Annotated in this window: 13 protein-coding genes; all 13 read left to right on the top strand. The window is 65.4% G+C overall.

The window, feature by feature from the left end; all coding sequences use genetic code 11:
• Positions 1 to 118: 118 nt before the first annotated feature.
• The gene (gene rpoC / locus G4Q83_RS14895; protein ID WP_128421186.1) at positions 119 to 4342 is read left to right on the top strand and encodes a DNA-directed RNA polymerase subunit beta'; all 4224 of its coding nucleotides are present in this window, start codon (positions 119 to 121) and stop codon (positions 4340 to 4342) included.
• A 217-nt stretch (positions 4343 to 4559) separates the two neighbouring features.
• A complete protein-coding gene (rpsL, locus tag G4Q83_RS14890) occupies positions 4560 to 4934 on the top strand; it encodes a 30S ribosomal protein S12 (RefSeq protein ID WP_003469157.1) in 375 nt (124 codons plus the stop codon).
• An 11-nt stretch (positions 4935 to 4945) separates the two neighbouring features.
• Positions 4946 to 5413, top strand: coding sequence for a 30S ribosomal protein S7 (gene rpsG / locus G4Q83_RS14885; protein WP_128421185.1), 468 nt, complete (start codon positions 4946 to 4948; stop codon positions 5411 to 5413).
• A gap of 138 nt (positions 5414 to 5551) precedes the next feature.
• Positions 5552 to 7642 (top strand): elongation factor G, encoded by a 2091-nt coding sequence (gene fusA / locus G4Q83_RS14880; protein WP_128421184.1) that lies wholly within the window; start codon positions 5552 to 5554, stop codon positions 7640 to 7642.
• 90 nt (positions 7643 to 7732) lie between these two features.
• A complete protein-coding gene (tuf, locus tag G4Q83_RS14875) occupies positions 7733 to 8923 on the top strand; it encodes an elongation factor Tu (protein WP_128421991.1) in 1191 nt (396 codons plus the stop codon).
• A 489-nt stretch (positions 8924 to 9412) separates the two neighbouring features.
• Entirely contained in the window at positions 9413 to 9724 is a 312-nt protein-coding gene (rpsJ, locus tag G4Q83_RS14870) for a 30S ribosomal protein S10 (RefSeq protein WP_010341589.1), read from the top strand.
• Between the two features lie 11 nt (positions 9725 to 9735).
• Positions 9736 to 10386, top strand: coding sequence for a 50S ribosomal protein L3 (gene rplC, locus G4Q83_RS14865; protein ID WP_128420184.1), 651 nt, complete (start codon positions 9736 to 9738; stop codon positions 10384 to 10386).
• Between the two features lie 12 nt (positions 10387 to 10398).
• Entirely contained in the window at positions 10399 to 11004 is a 606-nt protein-coding gene (rplD, locus tag G4Q83_RS14860) for a 50S ribosomal protein L4 (RefSeq protein WP_128420183.1), read from the top strand.
• Positions 11001 to 11300: a 50S ribosomal protein L23 gene (rplW, locus tag G4Q83_RS14855; RefSeq protein ID WP_128420182.1), complete on the top strand. Its 300-nt coding sequence runs from the start codon at positions 11001 to 11003 to the stop codon at positions 11298 to 11300. The genes rplD and rplW overlap by 4 nt, the downstream gene beginning before the upstream one ends.
• Positions 11301 to 11310: 10 nt before the next feature.
• Positions 11311 to 12138 carry a 50S ribosomal protein L2 gene (gene rplB / locus G4Q83_RS14850; RefSeq protein WP_128420181.1) on the top strand — a complete coding sequence of 276 codons (828 nt, stop codon included), beginning with the start codon at positions 11311 to 11313 and terminating at the stop codon, positions 12136 to 12138.
• 6 nt (positions 12139 to 12144) lie between these two features.
• Positions 12145 to 12414: a 30S ribosomal protein S19 gene (rpsS, locus tag G4Q83_RS14845; protein WP_003470666.1), complete on the top strand. Its 270-nt coding sequence runs from the start codon at positions 12145 to 12147 to the stop codon at positions 12412 to 12414.
• A gap of 12 nt (positions 12415 to 12426) precedes the next feature.
• The gene (rplV, locus tag G4Q83_RS14840) at positions 12427 to 12762 is read left to right on the top strand and encodes a 50S ribosomal protein L22 (protein ID WP_128420180.1); all 336 of its coding nucleotides are present in this window, start codon (positions 12427 to 12429) and stop codon (positions 12760 to 12762) included.
• 17 nt (positions 12763 to 12779) lie between these two features.
• Positions 12780 to 13514, top strand: a complete 735-nt coding sequence (gene rpsC, locus G4Q83_RS14835) for a 30S ribosomal protein S3 (RefSeq protein ID WP_128420179.1) — start codon at positions 12780 to 12782, stop codon at positions 13512 to 13514.
• The last annotated feature ends 4 nt before the right edge of the window (positions 13515 to 13518 follow it).

Raw genomic sequence — 13518 nt, 5'->3', positions numbered from 1 at the left:
AAGAGCAGGGGCCTTGCGCTTCTCGCTTTTCCGGGTCCCGGGTCCCCGGTCCCGGGTCCCGACAGATCCCTTCCCGCCCCGTTTTCGATACGAAATTCCTCCGACCCGGAGATACCCAATGAAAGACCTGCTCAACCTCTTCAACCAGCAGCGCCAGACGCTGGACTTCGACGCGATCAAGATCGCGCTGGCCTCGCCGGACCTGATCCGCTCGTGGTCCTTCGGCGAAGTGAAGAAGCCGGAAACGATCAACTACCGTACCTTCAAGCCCGAGCGCGACGGCCTGTTCTGTGCCGCGATCTTCGGCCCGATCAAGGACTACGAGTGCCTGTGCGGCAAGTACAAGCGCATGAAGCACCGTGGCGTGGTCTGCGAGAAGTGCGGCACCGAAGTGACCCTGGCCAAGGTGCGCCGCGAGCGCATGGGCCACATCGACCTGGCCTCGCCGGTCGCGCACATCTGGTTCCTGAAGTCGCTGCCCTCGCGCATCGGCCTGATGCTGGACATGACCCTGCGCGACATCGAGCGCGTGCTGTACTTCGAAGCCTACGTGGTGACCGAGCCGGGCCTGACCGCCCTGGAGCGCCGCCAGCTGCTGACCGAAGAGCAGTTCCTGACCGCGCGCCAGGAGCACGGCGACGACTTCGACGCCGCGATGGGCGCCGAGGCGGTGTACGAGCTGCTGCGCACGATCGACCTGCAGTCGGAGATGACCCGCCTGCGCGAGGAGATCGCCGGCACCGGGTCGGAAACCAAGCTCAAGCGCCTGACTAAGCGCATCAAGCTGGTCGAAGCCTTCCTCGAGTCGGGCAACCGCCCGGAGTGGATGGTGATGACCGTGCTGCCGGTGCTGCCGCCGGACCTGCGCCCGCTGGTGCCGCTGGACGGCGGCCGCTTCGCGACCTCCGACCTGAACGACCTGTACCGCCGCGTCATCAACCGCAACAACCGCCTGCGCCGCCTGCTCGAGCTCAACGCGCCGGACATCATCGTGCGCAACGAAAAGCGCATGCTGCAGGAGTCGGTGGATGCGCTGCTGGACAACGGCCGTCGCGGCCGGGCCATCACCGGCACGAACAAGAGGCCTTTGAAGTCGCTGGCCGACATGATCAAGGGCAAGCAGGGCCGGTTCCGCCAGAACCTGCTCGGCAAGCGCGTGGACTACTCCGGCCGTTCGGTGATCGTGGTCGGCCCGACCCTGCGCCTGCACGAGTGCGGCCTGCCGAAGAAGATGGCGCTGGAGCTGTTCAAGCCGTTCGTGTTCGCCAAGCTGCAGCGTCGCGGCCTGGCCACCACCATCAAGGCCGCCAAGAAGCTGGTCGAGCGTGAAGAAGCCGAAGTCTGGGACATCCTGGAAGAGGTCATCCGCGAGCACCCGGTGCTGCTGAACCGCGCCCCGACCCTGCACCGCCTGGGCATCCAGGCGTTCGAGCCGGTGCTGATCGAAGGCAAGGCGATCCAGCTGCACCCGCTGGTCTGCACCGCGTTCAACGCCGACTTCGACGGCGATCAGATGGCCGTGCACGTGCCGCTGTCGCTGGAAGCGCAGCTGGAAGCGCGCGCCCTGATGATGTCCACCAACAACATCCTGTCGCCGGCCAACGGCGAGCCGATCATCGTGCCGTCGCAGGACGTGGTGCTGGGCCTGTACTACATGAGCCGCGCCCTGGAGAACAAGAAGGGCGAGGGCATGGTGTTCGCCAACATCGCCGAGGTGAAGCGCGCCTACGACAACCGTGCGGTCGAACTGCACGCCAAGGTCAAGGTCCGCATCACCGAGACGGTGATCGACGAGGACGGCAACCGCAGCAAGAAGACCTCGATCGTGGACACCACGATCGGGCGTGCGCTGCTGGCCGAGATCCTGCCGGAAGGTCTGCCGTTCGCGCTGGCCAACACCGAGCTGACCAAGAAGAACATCAGCCGCCTGATCAACTCCAGCTACCGCCAGCTGGGCCTGAAGGACAGCGTCGTGTTCGCCGACAGGCTGATGTACACCGGCTTCGCCTACGCGACCCGCGCCGGCGTGTCGATCGGCATCGACGACATGCTGATCCCGGACGAGAAGAAGGGCATCCTGACCGAGGCCGAGGCCGAGGTGCTGGAAATCCAGGAGCAGTACCAGTCCGGCCTGGTCACCGCCGGCGAGCGCTACAACAAGGTCGTGGACATCTGGTCGCGCACCAACGAGCGCATCGCCAAGGCGATGATGGACACCATCGGCACCGAGAAGGTCACCAATGCCAAGGGCGAGACCATCGACCAGAAGTCGATGAACTCGCTGTACATCATGGCCGACTCCGGTGCGCGCGGCAGCCAGGCGCAGATCCGTCAGCTGGCCGGCATGCGCGGGCTGATGGCGCGTCCGGACGGCTCGATCATCGAGACGCCGATCAAGGCCAACTTCCGCGAAGGTCTGAACGTGCAGGAGTACTTCAACTCCACCCACGGCGCCCGCAAGGGTCTGGCCGATACCGCACTGAAGACCGCGAATTCGGGCTACCTGACCCGTCGCCTGGTCGACGTGGCGCAGGACGTGGTGATCACCGAGCCCGATTGCGGCACCACCGACGGCCTGACCATGACCCCGATCGTGGAAGGCGGCGACGTGGTCGAACCCTTGCGCGACCGCGTGCTCGGCCGCGTGGTGGCCGAGGACGTGTTCCTGCCGGGCAACGACGAGGATCCGATCGTCACCCGCAACACGCTGCTCGACGAGCAGTGGGTGGCCAAGCTGGAAGAGGCGGGCGTGCAGACGCTGAAGGTGCGCTCCACGATCACCTGCGAATCCTCGTTCGGCGTGTGCGCGCGCTGCTACGGCCGCGACTTGGCGCGTGGGCACCTGGTCAACATCGGCGAAGCGGTCGGCGTCATCGCCGCGCAGTCGATCGGCGAGCCGGGCACCCAGCTGACCATGCGGACCTTCCACATCGGCGGCGCGGCGTCGCGTGCGGCGGCAGTGGACAACATCACGGTCAAGACCACCGGTTCGATCAAGTTCAACAACCTCAAGTCGGTCGAGCACGCCAACGGTTCGCTGGTGGCGGTGTCGCGTTCGGGCGAACTGTCGGTGCTCGACGGCCACGGCCGCGAGCGCGAGCGCTACAAGCTGGCCTACGGCGCCACGATCACCGCCAAGGACGGCGACGCGGTCAAGGCCGGCCAGTCGGTCGCCAACTGGGATCCGCACAACCACCCGATCGTGTCGGAAGTGGCCGGCTTCATACGCTTCATCGACTTCATCGACGGCGTCACCGTCATCGAGAAGACCGACGAGCTGACCGGCCTGGCCTCGCGCGAGATCACCGACCCGAAGCGTCGCGGCACCCAGGCCAAGGACCTGCGCCCGATCGTGCGCATCGTCGATGCCAAGGGCAACGACCTGACCATCCCGGGCACCGACCTGCCGGCGCAGTACCTGCTGCCGCCGCGCTCGATCGTCAACCTGCAGGACGGCGCCGCCGTCGGCGTGGGCGACGTGGTCGCCAAGATCCCGCAGGAAGCGTCCAAGACCCGCGACATCACCGGTGGTCTGCCGCGCGTGGCCGACCTGTTCGAGGCGCGCAAGCCGAAGGATCCGGCGATCCTGGCCGAGCGTTCGGGCATCATCAGCTTCGGCAAGGATACCAAGGGCAAGCAGCGCCTGATCATCAAGGACACCGATGGTTCGGAGCACGAGGAGCTGATCCCGAAGTACCGCCAGATCATCGTGTTCGAAGGCGAGCACGTGGCCAAGGGCGAGACCGTGGTGGACGGCGAGCCGAGCCCGCAGGACATCCTGCGCCTGCTCGGCGTGGAGCCGCTGGCCGCGTACCTGGTCAAGGAGATCCAGGACGTGTACCGCCTGCAGGGCGTGAAGATCAACGACAAGCACATCGAGGTGATCACCCGGCAGATGCTGCGCAAGGTCGAGATCACCGACCAGGGCAACAGCAAGTTCCTCAACGGCGAGCAGGCCGAGCGCCAGCGCGTCATCGAGGAGAACGCCCGCCTGGTCACGCGCAACGAGTTGCCGGCGCAGTACGACCCGGTGCTGCTGGGCATCACCAAGGCGTCGCTGGCCACCGAGTCGTTCATCTCGGCGGCCTCGTTCCAGGAGACCACCCGCGTGCTTACCGAGGCCGCGGTCCGCGGCACCAGCGATACGCTGCGCGGCCTGAAGGAGAACGTGATCGTCGGCCGGTTGATCCCGGCCGGTACCGGCCTGGCCTACCACAGCCTGCGCCGTCGCAACTCCAGCGGTCTCACCGAGTCGGAGATGCAGACCCTGGCAGGCGGCAGCGCCGAGCCGGCGGTCGAAACGCCCGCGCCGGCGGCCGCCAGCAGCGAAGAGCGAGCCTGACCGGCCCCGCCCGCGGGGCCGGCCGATTCAAGCGAAAGGGGGTGCAGCGGATGCACCCCGTATTCCGGCCCGGGAGGGGCCAGCAAGTCGAATTTCCGTCGAGTTGACGGAGCTTTTACTTGCCCGCTATACTTTCCTGTCTCGGCAGGCCGTCCTTCGGCCTGCCTTCGTTTTCACGCATCCCAGGCCCCACGGCCTCAATCAGAAGAATCCACTGATGGCGACGATCAACCAGCTGGTCCGCAAGCCGCGGCAGGCGACCACCTACAAGAGCGCCTCCCCGGCGCTCGACAAATGCCCGCAGCGCCGCGGCGTCTGCACGCGCGTGTACACCACCACCCCGAAGAAGCCGAACTCCGCCCTGCGCAAGGTCGCCAAGGTGCGCCTGACGAACCAGGAAGAGGTCATCAGCTACATCGGCGGCGAAGGCCACAACCTGCAGGAGCACTCCGTGGTCCTGATCCGCGGCGGCCGCGTCAAGGACCTGCCGGGCGTGCGCTACCACACCGTGCGCGGTTCGCTCGACGCCGCCGGCGTCGCCAAGCGTCGCCAGGGCCGTTCCAAGTACGGCGCCAAGCGTCCGAAGAGCTAAGGGAAAGCACTATGTCTCGTAAAGGTTCCACTCCGCAGCGCACCGTCCTGCCCGATCCCAAGCACAGCAGCGAAACCATCGCCCGTTTCATCAACATGGTGATGCTGAGCGGCAAGAAATCGGTCGCCGAGAAGATCGTCTATGGCGCGATGGACGTCATCGGCGAGAAAAACCCGAATGCGGTCGAGCTGGTGCAGAAGGCGCTGGACAACGTCGCCCCGGCGGTCGAAGTCAAGTCGCGCCGCGTCGGCGGCGCCACCTACCAGGTGCCGGTCGAGGTGCGTTCCTCCCGGCGCATGGCGCTGGCCATGCGCTGGCTGATCGACTCGGCGCGCAAGCGCGGCGAGAACTCGATGCCGCGCAAGCTCGCGGCCGAGCTGGTCGACGCCTCGGAAAACCGTGGCGGCGCCATCAAGAAGCGTGAAGAAACCCACCGCATGGCGGAAGCGAACAAGGCGTTCGCGCACTACCGCTGGTGACCTTCCGGGCCTTGGGAACGGGGCCCGCCAGCACCATCTGAGTGCTGCCAGCTGCGCCGCTGAGCGCCGCACAAATCCGAAGGCCGCCGCAAGGCGGCGTTCGGCCATCCGCAATCCAAGAATTCCGAGAGGCTCCCTGTGGCCCGTACCACTCCCATCGAGCGTTACCGCAACTTCGGCATCATGGCCCACATCGATGCCGGCAAGACCACCACCTCCGAGCGCATCCTGTTCTATACCGGCGTCAGCCACAAGATCGGGGAGGTGCATGACGGTGCCGCGACGATGGATTGGATGGAGCAGGAGCAGGAGCGCGGCATCACCATCACCTCCGCCGCGACCACCGCGTTCTGGAGCGGCATGGACAAGTCGCTGCCGCAGCATCGCTTCAACATCATCGACACCCCCGGGCACGTCGACTTCACCATCGAAGTCGAGCGTTCGCTGCGCGTGCTCGACGGCGCGGTGTTCGTGCTGTGCGCGGTCGGCGGCGTGCAGCCGCAGTCCGAGACCGTGTGGCGCCAGGCCAACAAGTACGCCGTGCCGCGTCTTGCCTTCGTCAACAAGATGGACCGCACCGGCGCCAACTTCGACAAGGTGGTCGAGCAGCTGAAGTCGCGCCTGGGCGCCTACCCGGTGCCGATGCAGGTGCCGATCGGCGCCGAAGACGGCTTCGAGGGCGTGGTCGACCTGATCAAGATGAAGGCGGTCCATTGGGACACCGCTTCGCAGGGCACCGTGTTCGAGTACCGCGAGATCCCCGCCCACCTGGCCGACAAGTCTACCGAGGCGCGCGCGTTCATGGTCGAGGCCGCGGCCGAAGCCAACGAAGAGCTGATGGACAAGTACCTCAACGAGGGCGAGCTGTCCGAAGAGGAAATCGTCAGCGGCCTGCGCGAGCGCACCCTGAAGGTGGAAGTGGTGCCGGTGTACTGCGGCACCGCGTTCAAGAACAAGGGCGTGCAGGCGATGCTCGACGGCGTGATCCAGCTGCTGCCGTCGCCCAACGACCGTCCGCCGGTCAAGGGCATCGACGAGGACGACAAGGAAGACAGCCGTCCGGCCACCGACACCGCGCCGTTCTCGGCGCTGGCGTTCAAGATCATGACCGATCCGTTCGTGGGGTCGCTGACCTTCTTCCGCGTCTACTCCGGCACGCTGAACTCCGGCGACCAGGTGTACAACCCGGTCAAGTCGAAGAAGGAGCGCGTGGGCCGCATCCTGCAGATGCACTCCAACAATCGCGAAGAGATCAAGGAAGTGCGCGCGGGCGACATCGCCGCGGCGGTCGGCCTGAAGGACGTCACCACCGGCGACACGCTGTGCGCGCAGGACCACATCATCATCCTGGAGCGCATGGTGTTCCCGGAGCCGGTGATCTCGATGGCGGTGGAGCCGAAGACCAAGTCGGACCAGGAAAAGATGGGTATCGCGCTGAGTCGTCTGGCCCAGGAAGATCCCTCGTTCCGCGTCAACACCGACGAAGAATCCGGCCAGACCATCATCCGCGGCATGGGCGAGTTGCACCTGGAAATCATGGTCGACCGCATGAAGCGCGAGTTCAACGTCGAAGCCAATGTCGGCAAGCCGCAGGTGGCCTACCGCGAGACCATCCGCAAGGCGGTCAAGCAGGAAGGCAAGTTCGTGCGCCAGTCCGGCGGCAAGGGCCAGTATGGCCATGTCGTGCTCGAGATCGAGCCGCAGGAGCGTGGCCTGGGCTACACCTTCGAGAACGCGATCGTCGGCGGCGTGGTGCCGAAGGAATACATCCCGGCGGTGGACAAGGGCATCCAGGAAGCGGTGGCCAACGGCGTGATGGCCGGCTACCCGATCGTGGACGTCAAGGTGCGCCTGATCGACGGTTCGTACCACGACGTCGACTCCTCGGAAATGGCGTTCAAGATCGCCGGCTCGATGGGCTTCAAGGAAGGCTTCAACAAGGCCAACCCAGTGCTGCTGGAGCCGATCATGAAGGTCGAGGTGGTGACGCCGGAAGACTACCTGGGCGACGTGATGGGCGACGTCAGCCGTCGTCGCGGCATCCTGCAGGGCCAGGACGACAGTCCGTCCGGCAAGGTGATCAACGCGATGGTGCCGTTGGGCGAAATGTTCGGCTACGCCACCACGCTGCGTTCGATGTCGCAGGGTCGCGCCACGTTCTCGATGGAATTCGACCACTACGCCGAAGCGCCGGCCAACATCGCCGAGTCGGTCATCAAGAAGAGCTGAGATCAGCGAGACGGGATGCGGGACGCGGGCACAGCCAGTCCCGCATCCCGGTTCCTTGTCCCCCATTACGGATCAGAAGGTAACTACATCATGGCCAAGGGTAAGTTCGAGCGCACCAAGCCGCACGTCAACGTGGGCACCATCGGTCACGTCGACCACGGCAAGACCACGCTGACCGCGGCGCTGACCAAGATCGGCGCAGAGCGCTTCGGCGGCGAGTTCAAGGCGTACGACGCGATCGACGCGGCGCCGGAAGAGAAGGCGCGCGGCATCACGATTTCGACGGCGCACGTGGAGTACGAAAGCCCGAGCCGGCACTACGCGCACGTGGATTGCCCGGGCCACGCGGACTACGTGAAGAACATGATCACCGGCGCGGCGCAGATGGACGGGGCGATCCTGGTGTGCTCGGCCGCGGACGGCCCGATGCCGCAGACCCGCGAGCACATTCTGCTGGCGCGTCAGGTGGGCGTGCCGTACATCGTGGTGTTCCTGAACAAGGCGGACATGGTGGACGACGCCGAACTGCTGGAACTGGTCGAGATGGAAGTGCGCGAGTTGCTGAGCAAGTACGACTTCCCGGGCGATGACACCCCGATCATCCATGGTTCGGCGCTGAAGGCGCTGGAAGGCGACCAGAGCGAGATTGGCGTGCCGGCGATCATCAAGCTGGTGGATGCGCTGGACAGCTACATCCCGCAGCCGGAGCGCGACATCGACAAGCCGTTCCTGATGCCGGTGGAGGACGTGTTCTCGATCTCGGGCCGGGGCACGGTGGTGACCGGGCGTATCGAGCGCGGGGTGATCAAGGTGGGCGACGAAATCGAGATCGTCGGCATCCGCGCCACGCAGAAGACCACGGTGACGGGCGTGGAAATGTTCCGCAAGCTGCTGGACCAGGGCCAGGCGGGCGACAACGCGGGCCTGCTGCTGCGCGGCACCAAGCGCGACGACGTGGAGCGCGGGCAGGTGCTGTGCAAGCCGGGCTCGATCAAGCCGCACACCGACTTTGAAGCCGAGGTGTACGTGCTGTCGAAGGACGAGGGCGGCCGTCACACCCCGTTTTTCAAGGGTTATCGTCCGCAGTTCTACTTCCGCACCACCGACATCACCGGCGCGTGCGAGCTGCCGGAAGGCGTGGAGATGGTGATGCCGGGCGACAACGTGAAGATGGCGGTATCGCTGATCAACCCGGTGGCGATGGACGAAGGCCTGCGTTTCGCGATCCGCGAAGGCGGCCGCACCGTGGGCGCCGGCGTGGTGGCCAAGATCATCAAGTAAGGCCCGCTGCGGCGACCTCGGTCGCCGCAGTCCGTCGGTTTGCAGGCGGCTTCGGCCGTCGGGTTCAGCGAAGGGTCGGCGCAAGCCGGCCCTTCGCCGTTGTGGTCGCCGCCGTGGCGCCGGCTGGCGCCGGTGGAGCGTGGGGTGTTGCAGTCGGAAAATGCAGTCGCTATGATGGTCGGCTGGGCGCCCCTGGGTAGGGCGCCGGCAAGACAGCGAAAAGAGAAGCAGGACGCGGCTCGTGTTCGCAAGACCGGGAAGGTCGCGTTGTATGGAGCACTCAGCAGCCTCGAGTTGTTGACGCTGCTCGAACTGCGCATTATACTTTTCCGTCTGGGCAGGCCGGGTGACTGGTCTGCCTCAGTTTTTGGGCGGAGGAATAGCCCTCGCCAGCCGGCGCGCTCGGCGGCATACGACATCAGGAAATAACCGGGGCAGGTATCCCAAGAGGCCTTGCCCGTCGCTCTTTTAACGAAGGAACCCACCGTCATGGCGGACCAAAAGATCCGGATTCGGCTCAAGGCGTTCGATCATCGCTTGATCGACCGTTCGGCCAGCGAGATCGTCGAGACGGCCAAGCGGACCGGCGCGCAAGTGCGTGGCCCGATCCCGCTGCCGACCAAGATCGAACGCTACACCATCCTCGTTTCTCCGCACGTCGACAAGGACGCGCGCGACCAGTACGAGACCCGCACGCACAAGCGCGTGCTCGACATCGTCGATCCCAACGACAAGACCGTGGACGCGCTGATGAAGCTCGAACTCGCGGCGGGCGTCGACGTGCAGATCAAGTTGACCTGAGGGCTCCGACCATGGCGAAGAAGTATTCGTTGGGCTTCGTGGGCCGCAAGGCCGGCATGAGCCGCGTCTTCACCGAAGACGGCCGCTCCATCCCGGTGACCCTGATTGAAGCGGCGCCGAATCGCATCACCCAGCTCAAGACCGTCGAAAGCGACGGCTACAGCGCCGTGCAGATCACCGTGGGCGCCCGTCGCGCCGCGCTGGTCAACAAGCCGGCCTCCGGCCATTTCGCCAAGGCGAAGGTCGAGGCGGGTCGCGGTCTGTGGGAGTTCCGCGTCGAGGACGCCAAGCTGGGCGATTACGCCGTCGGCGGCGAGATCAAGGCGGACATCTTCGAGGTCGGCCAGAAGGTCGACGTCCAGGGCGTCACCAAGGGCAAGGGCTTCCAGGGCACCATCAAGCGGTACAACTTCCGCATGGGCGATGCCACCCACGGTAACTCGCTGTCGCATCGCGCGCCGGGTTCGCTGGGCCAGCGCCAGACCCCGGGCCGCGTTTTCCCGGGCAAGAAGATGTCCGGCCACATGGGCGCGGTGCAGCAGAGCACGCAGAATCTGGAAGTGGTCAAGGTCGACGTCGAGCGTGGCCTCATCGCCATTCGCGGCGCTGTGCCTGGCGCTGCCGGTGGCGACGTGATCGTGCGTCCGGCTAGCAAGGCATAAGGAGAGATGACGATGGAACTCGTTATCACGGGTAGCAACAACAAGGTCTCGGTCTCCGACGCCGTGTTCGGTCGCGATTTCAGCGAGGATCTGGTCCACCAGGTCGTCGTCGCCTATCGCAACGCCGGCCGCGCCGGCACCAAGGCGCAGAAGACGCGTTCGGAAGTCAACGGCACCACCAAGAAGTCGAAGAAGCAGAAGGGCGGTGGCGCTCGCCACGGCGCGCTGACCGCTCCGATCTTCGTCGGCGGCGGCGTGACCTTCGCGGCCAAGCCGCGCAGCTTCGAGCAGAAGGTGAACCGCAAGATGTACCGCGCCGCGATCTGCGCGATTCTTTCGGAGCTCAACCGCCAGGGTCGCCTGATGGTCGTCGAGGCGTTCGACGTCGAGGCCAGCAAGACCAAGGGCCTGATCGAGAAGCTGAAGGGTCTGGAGGTGGGCAAGCGCCCACTGATCGTGACCGAAGAGGCGTCCGAGCATCTGTACCTGTCCGCCCGCAACCTTCCCTATGTGGAAGTGCGCGACGTGCAGGGCCTGGATCCGGTGTCGCTGGTCGGGGCCGATACGGTCGTGATCACCGCCGATGCGGTCAAGAAGGTCGAGGAGTGGCTGGCATGAGCAGCAACGAAAAAATCTTCAGCGTGCTGCGCGCCCCGCGTGTCTCCGAAAAGACCGCGCGCCTGCAGGAGCTCTCCAACCAGTACGTCTTCGAGATCTCGAGCGACGCCACCAAGGCCGATGTCAAGGCTGCAGTGGAGCAGTTGTTCGACGTCAAGGTCGAGTCGGTCAATGTGTTGAACGTCAAGGGCAAGAACAAGTCCTTCCGTTCGCGCAGCGGCCGCCGCGGCGATTGGCGCAAGGCGTACGTGCGTCTGGCCGAAGGCCAGTCCATCGACGTAACGGCCAAGGCCTGAGGTCCATCCCATGCCATTGATGAAATTCAAACCCACTTCACCCGGCCGGCGTTCGGCCGTGCGCGTGGTCACGCCCGAACTGCACAAAGGCGCCCCGCACGCCGCGCTGGTGGAGAAGCAGAGCAACTCCGGTGGCCGCAACCACCACGGCCGCATCACCACCCGCCACGTCGGCGGTGGCCACAAGCAGCACTACCGCATCATCGACTTCAAGCGCAACAAGGAAGGCATTCCGGCGCGCGTGGAACGGATCGAATACGATCCGAACCGCACCGCCCATATCGCCCTGCTGTGCTATGCCGACGGCGAGCGCCGCTACATCATCGCGCCCAAGGGCCTGAAGGCCGGCGACCAGGTGATCGCCGGTTCGGACGCGCCGATCAAGACCGGCAACACGCTGCCGCTGCGCAACATCCCGGTCGGCACGACGGTGCACGGCATCGAGCTGAAGCCGGGCAAGGGCGCGCAGATCGCGCGTGCCGCCGGCGCCGCGGTGCAGCTGGTCGCGCGCGAAGGCATCTACGCCACCCTGCGTCTTCGCTCCGGCGAAATGCGCAAGGTGCCGGCCGAGTGTCGCGCCACCATCGGCGAAGTCGGCAACGACGAGCACAACCTCGAGAAGCTGGGCAAGGCGGGCGCCAAGCGCTGGCGCGGCGTGCGTCCGACCGTTCGCGGTGCGGCCATGAACCCCGTCGACCACCCGCATGGTGGTGGCGAGGCGAAGGCCGGTCAGGGTAATCCGCATCCGGTCACCCCGTGGGGCGTGCCGACCAAGGGTTACAAGACGCGCCATAACAAGCGCACCGAACAATTCATCGTCCGCGATCGTAGGGGCTAATCGACCATGGCACGTTCACTCAAGAAAGGCCCGTTCGTCGATCACCACCTCGTCAAGAAGGTGGAGGCCGCGGCCGGCAGCAAGCGTCCGATCAAGACTTGGTCGCGTCGTTCGATGATCCTGCCGGAGATGGTGGGCTTCACCATCGCCGTGCACAACGGCAAGAACCACGTTCCGGTGCTGGTCAACGAGAACATGGTCGGCCACAAGCTCGGCGAATTTGCCGTCACCCGGACCTTCAAGGGTCACGGTGGCGACAAGAAGTCGAGCCGGTAAGGAGAGATGACGATGGAAGCGAAAGCAATCCTGCGCACTGCGCGCATCTCCCCGCAGAAGGCCCGCCTGGTCGCCGACCAGGTGCGCGGTCTGCCCGCCGAGCGGGCGGTCAACCTGCTGAAGTTCTCGGATAAGAAGGCCGCCCACCTGATCAAGAAGGTGGTGGAGTCGGCGATCGCCAATGCCGAGAACAACCAGGGCGCGGATGTCGACGAGCTGAAGGTCAAGACCATCATGGTTGATGAAGGTCCGACCCTGAAGCGTTTCATGGCGCGGGCGAAAGGCCGCGGTACCCGCATCCTCAAGCGCACCAGCCACATCACTGTGGTTGTGGGCGCCGCCAAGTAAGCGGAAAGGAAAAGACGATGGGTCATAAAGTTCATCCGATCGGAATCCGCCTGGGTGTCTCCAAGGACTGGAATTCCAAGTGGTACGCCAACAAGGGCGAGTTCTCCGGTTACCTGGCGGCCGACCTCAAGGTCCGCGAAATGCTGCGCAAGAAGTTGGCGCAGGCGGGCATCAGCAAGATCCTGATCGAGCGTCCGGCCAAGACCGCGCGCGTGACGATCCACACCGCCCGCCCGGGCGTGGTGATCGGCAAGCGCGGCGAGGACATCGAGAAGCTGCGCAAGGAAGTGAGCGAGATGATGGGCGTGCCCGCCCACATCAACGTCACCGAAGTGCGCAAGCCGGAACTGGATGCGCAGTTGGTCGCCGAGTCGATCGCGCAGCAGCTGGAGCGCCGCATCATGTTCCGCCGCGCGATGAAGCGCTCGGTCGGCAACGCGATGCGCCTGGGTGCACTGGGCATCAAGGTCAACGTCGCCGGCCGCTTGAACGGTGCGGAAATCGCCCGTTCGGAGTGGTACCGCGAGGGCCGCGTGCCGCTGCATACGCTGCGCGCCGACATCGACTACGGTTTCGCCGAAGCCAAGACCACCTACGGCATCATCGGCATCAAGGTGTGGATCTACAAGGGCGAGATCTTCGATTTCTCCCAGGTTGGCCAGGAAAAGCAGGACGACTCCCCGCGCAACGATCGCAACGATCGCGGCGACCGTGGCGACCGTCCGTCGCGTCCGGCTCGTGAAGCGAGGTAACGGC

The organism is Xanthomonas theicola, from assembly GCF_014236795.1.
In the GTDB taxonomy this organism is placed as follows: Bacteria; Pseudomonadota; Gammaproteobacteria; order Xanthomonadales; family Xanthomonadaceae; genus Xanthomonas_A; species Xanthomonas_A theicola.
The sequence above is the reverse complement of the archived record's forward strand: the minus strand, read 5'-3'. Positions and strand labels throughout refer to the sequence as shown.

Bases quoted from the DNA above. Each gene is read 5' to 3' on its own strand.
- tuf (WP_128421991.1), top strand. From the start codon at position 7,733: ATGGCCAAGGGTAAGTTCGAGCGCACCAAGCCGCACGTCAACGTGGGC.
- rpsC (WP_128420179.1), top strand. From the start codon at position 12,780: ATGGGTCATAAAGTTCATCCGATCGGAATCCGCCTGGGTGTCTCCAAG.
- rpsJ (WP_010341589.1), top strand. From the start codon at position 9,413: ATGGCGGACCAAAAGATCCGGATTCGGCTCAAGGCGTTCGATCATCGC.
- rplV (WP_128420180.1), top strand. From the start codon at position 12,427: ATGGAAGCGAAAGCAATCCTGCGCACTGCGCGCATCTCCCCGCAGAAG.
- rpoC (WP_128421186.1), top strand. From the start codon at position 119: ATGAAAGACCTGCTCAACCTCTTCAACCAGCAGCGCCAGACGCTGGAC.
- rplC (WP_128420184.1), top strand. From the start codon at position 9,736: ATGGCGAAGAAGTATTCGTTGGGCTTCGTGGGCCGCAAGGCCGGCATG.
- rpsG (WP_128421185.1), top strand. From the start codon at position 4,946: ATGTCTCGTAAAGGTTCCACTCCGCAGCGCACCGTCCTGCCCGATCCC.
- rplB (WP_128420181.1), top strand. From the start codon at position 11,311: ATGCCATTGATGAAATTCAAACCCACTTCACCCGGCCGGCGTTCGGCC.
- rpsL (WP_003469157.1), top strand. From the start codon at position 4,560: ATGGCGACGATCAACCAGCTGGTCCGCAAGCCGCGGCAGGCGACCACC.
- rpsS (WP_003470666.1), top strand. From the start codon at position 12,145: ATGGCACGTTCACTCAAGAAAGGCCCGTTCGTCGATCACCACCTCGTC.
- rplD (WP_128420183.1), top strand. From the start codon at position 10,399: ATGGAACTCGTTATCACGGGTAGCAACAACAAGGTCTCGGTCTCCGAC.
- rplW (WP_128420182.1), top strand. From the start codon at position 11,001: ATGAGCAGCAACGAAAAAATCTTCAGCGTGCTGCGCGCCCCGCGTGTC.